This is a genomic window from Vibrio sp. CCB-PB317, from assembly GCF_022808245.1.
In the GTDB taxonomy this organism is placed as follows: domain Bacteria; phylum Pseudomonadota; class Gammaproteobacteria; order Enterobacterales; family Vibrionaceae; genus Vibrio; species Vibrio diabolicus.
The window spans coordinates 1-2,926 of sequence record NZ_JALGNU010000013.1; the positions used below are offsets into that span (position 1 = coordinate 1).

At 40.4% G+C, this 2,926-nt stretch carries 3 protein-coding genes; all 3 read left to right on the forward strand.

The features are described from left to right. The first annotated feature begins 32 nt into the window (after window positions 1-32). The 3 genes from MTR11_RS23945 (at window position 33) to MTR11_RS23960 (ending at window position 2,805) form a co-directional block, all read left to right on the forward strand. On the forward strand, window positions 33-467 hold the full coding sequence (locus MTR11_RS23945; protein WP_069509787.1) for a GNAT family N-acetyltransferase: 435 nt from the start codon (window positions 33-35) through the stop codon (window positions 465-467). A 136-nt stretch (window positions 468-603) separates the two neighbouring features. Beyond that, entirely contained in the window at window positions 604-1,221 is a 618-nt protein-coding gene (locus MTR11_RS23955) for a LysE family translocator (protein ID WP_243328519.1), read from the forward strand. Window positions 1,222-1,482: 261 nt separating this feature from the next. Continuing rightward, window positions 1,483-2,805, forward strand: a complete 1,323-nt coding sequence (locus MTR11_RS23960) for an anti-phage deoxyguanosine triphosphatase (protein ID WP_193277730.1) — start codon at window positions 1,483-1,485, stop codon at window positions 2,803-2,805. Window positions 2,806-2,926: the final 121 nt, after the last annotated feature.

Consider the following 2,926-nt stretch of genomic DNA (forward strand, 5'->3'; position numbering starts at 1 on the left):
AGCTATCCGTTGTTGTAGGCTTGGAGAGTTAAGTGTACGAAACCCGTAAAGCTAAAAATAGTGACTATGAGTTCCTGTTCGAACTTAAAAAATCAGCAGAGTTTGAACCGATCAAAGCTGTCTTTGGTTGGGACGAAAATGTTCAAAGAGAAATTCATCGCAATGAATGGGATGAGGAAAAACCAACCATAATAGAAGTCGATGGAGTCGCAGCGGGTAGCTATTTAGTGCAGCTCCATTCTGAACATCTATACTTTGGTCGTTTTTTCTTGTTACCAAAGTTCCAGGGTAAAGGCATTGGTAGCCAAATATTGAAAACTGTTATTGAACTTGCGAACCAAAAGTCATTGCCTATTAAGCTTTGTTACTTGCAAGGAAACCGAGTGGGGCAACTATATAAAAGATTAGGCTTTGAGGTTACAGGACAAGATGAACAGTTCGTGCACATGCTCAAACCACGCTTATAACAAACTGTTCAAGAGGGATTTGCAACGCGTGGCATTTTTACTATGCGTTGGTTTTAGTGATTAAGGTGGTTTGCTGCAGCTTTGGTATTGCGTTGCTCACCCCTTAACAGGGCGTTAGTTTTATGGAGGAAATATCGTGGAAATCTGGAAGTTATTGTTCTTTATACCTGCGTGTTTTGCGCTCAATATGACTCCAGGCCCAAACAACCTATTGTCTATGAACAATGCGCGTTGTTACGGTTTTAAATCCGCTTTCATTGCTGGCCTTGGTCGAATTGCTGCATTCGCGGTAATGATTGCTTTGGCTGCTTCAGGTTTAGTAGCTGTTCTCTATGCATCTGAGGCTCTGTTTCTGACCATCAAAGTTGTGGGTGCAGCTTACTTGCTGTGGATTGCCTTTAACCTTTGGCGTTCGGAAGCAAGTCCTGTTTCTGAACTAGAAAAAACTCGCAACCGACTAGGTTTAGCTAAACAAGAATTTTTGTTAGCCGCCGGTAATCCAAAGGCTATCTTAATCTTTACAGCCTTTCTGCCACAATTCGTTGATGTTTCGGCTAGCGTAAATGAGCAGTTCTTCACTTTAGGGGCTACGTTCTTAATTCTAGAAATGGGTGCAATATCGATTTATGCCATATTCGGAATGTATTTAAGGCAGTGGTTTACGAAGCCAAAAATGGCAAAGCGCTTCAATAGGGGTTGCGCAACCTTTTTGGCTATGTCTGGAGCAAGCTTGTTACTAAGTCGCCAGCAATAAAACTAACAAAGCGTTTAAGGCAGATTCGCAACGCGTGGCATTTTCAGTTAAAAATGGCTTTAGTGTTTACGGTGCAATGGTTTAGGTGAGGTGGTATCGTTGCTCACTACTTAACGCGGCGTTATAAATTTCCTCCCTATTTACCCACAGTACTAAGATAAGCCTGGATTAAAAGTAGTACTTTTGAACTAACTCTCATTGCGGCAAGGTTTCTATCTGATATGCTGAAAGTCCTCTGTTGCATATTGAAAAGGTAAATACATGGATGAATGGGTAACACGTCAAAGTGATAGAAAACGTAATTCAGAAACTGGTCATGAATATTTATACAGGATAGACCAGAGTAGAATTATTAACTCTGTAGCTTTCCGCCGACTTCAATCTAAGACCCAAGTGCATGGTGTTGGTGAAAGCGATTTTTTTAGAACCCGATTAACCCATTCAATGGAAGTTGCGCAAGTTGGGAACTCCATAACTCACCGCCTTAACTTTATTGCGGATCAAAGAGAGTGCCCAAGTAAAAAATGGATTGCTCCAATCCCTTTAATAGAAACTATCTGTTTGGCGCATGATTTAGGGCATCCAGCTTTTGGTCACAATGGTGAAAGAACACTCAACTTTTTTTTGCATACTGATGGCGGCTTCGAGGGGAACGGCCAAACATTTCGAATATTAAGTAAACTCGGAGAATATTCTAGTGATTTTGGTTATAATCTCACACGTAGGACTTTGTTGGGAATAGTTAAATATCCTGTGTTACACAGCCAGTTGAAGCGTGAATATCCAAAACCAGAACAAATTTCTACAAAAGATATTGGTCAATGGTCACCTCCAAAATGTATTCACGATACCGAAAGCGATACGTTGGACTGGGTGCTTAGTCCATTCTCGGATCGGGACAGAGAACTATTTACTTCTGTCACCGAAGCAAAAGGTAAACTAAAGTCTCAATTTAAATCGTTTGACACAAGTATTATGGAGTGTGCAGACGATATCGCATATGGCATTCATGACCTTGAAGACGCTCTCGTCATGCGGCTATTACATCGAGATGAAGTTTGTGATAAGTTAAGTCACGAGCTTGAAGAACTATCTACAATTGTAACTAAACGCTGGGGCAGCACTAATAAGGATTACCTTTCTAATAAACTGGCCTCTGGCCGATTAGAAGATACCAAGGCGGCTATTAGCAGTATTATTAACGTACTCGTTAATGGGACGACAATTAGTAAACAAGATAGATTTGAAAGTCCTTTATTGGATTTTCAGTGTACAATGGACACTGAGCGACAAGAGATTCTAGGCTCATTTAAAAATTTCGTTTATGAGCAAGTAATATCTCAACCTAGTGTTCAAACATTGGAATTCAAAGGTCAAAAGATAATAACGGATTTATTCATAGCGCTTAGGTCTAAACCGTATTCGCTCTTACCAACAATTGTCCAAGAAAAAATATCGGAGGGCACTAGTTTGGACCGTGTAATTGCTGATTACATTTCTTCTATGACAGATACTGAAGCGTGCAAATTATACCAAAGACTTTTTACTCCGGATCAAGGTTCAATATTTGCGCCGTTAGTTTAAATTTATAACAAAGCATTTAAGAGTGACTCCCAACGCTTGGCATTTTTGGTGCTAATCGTTGGGTTTTGTGTTTACGGTGGTAAGGTCAAGTTTTGTGGTGGCGTTGCTCACACCTTAATGC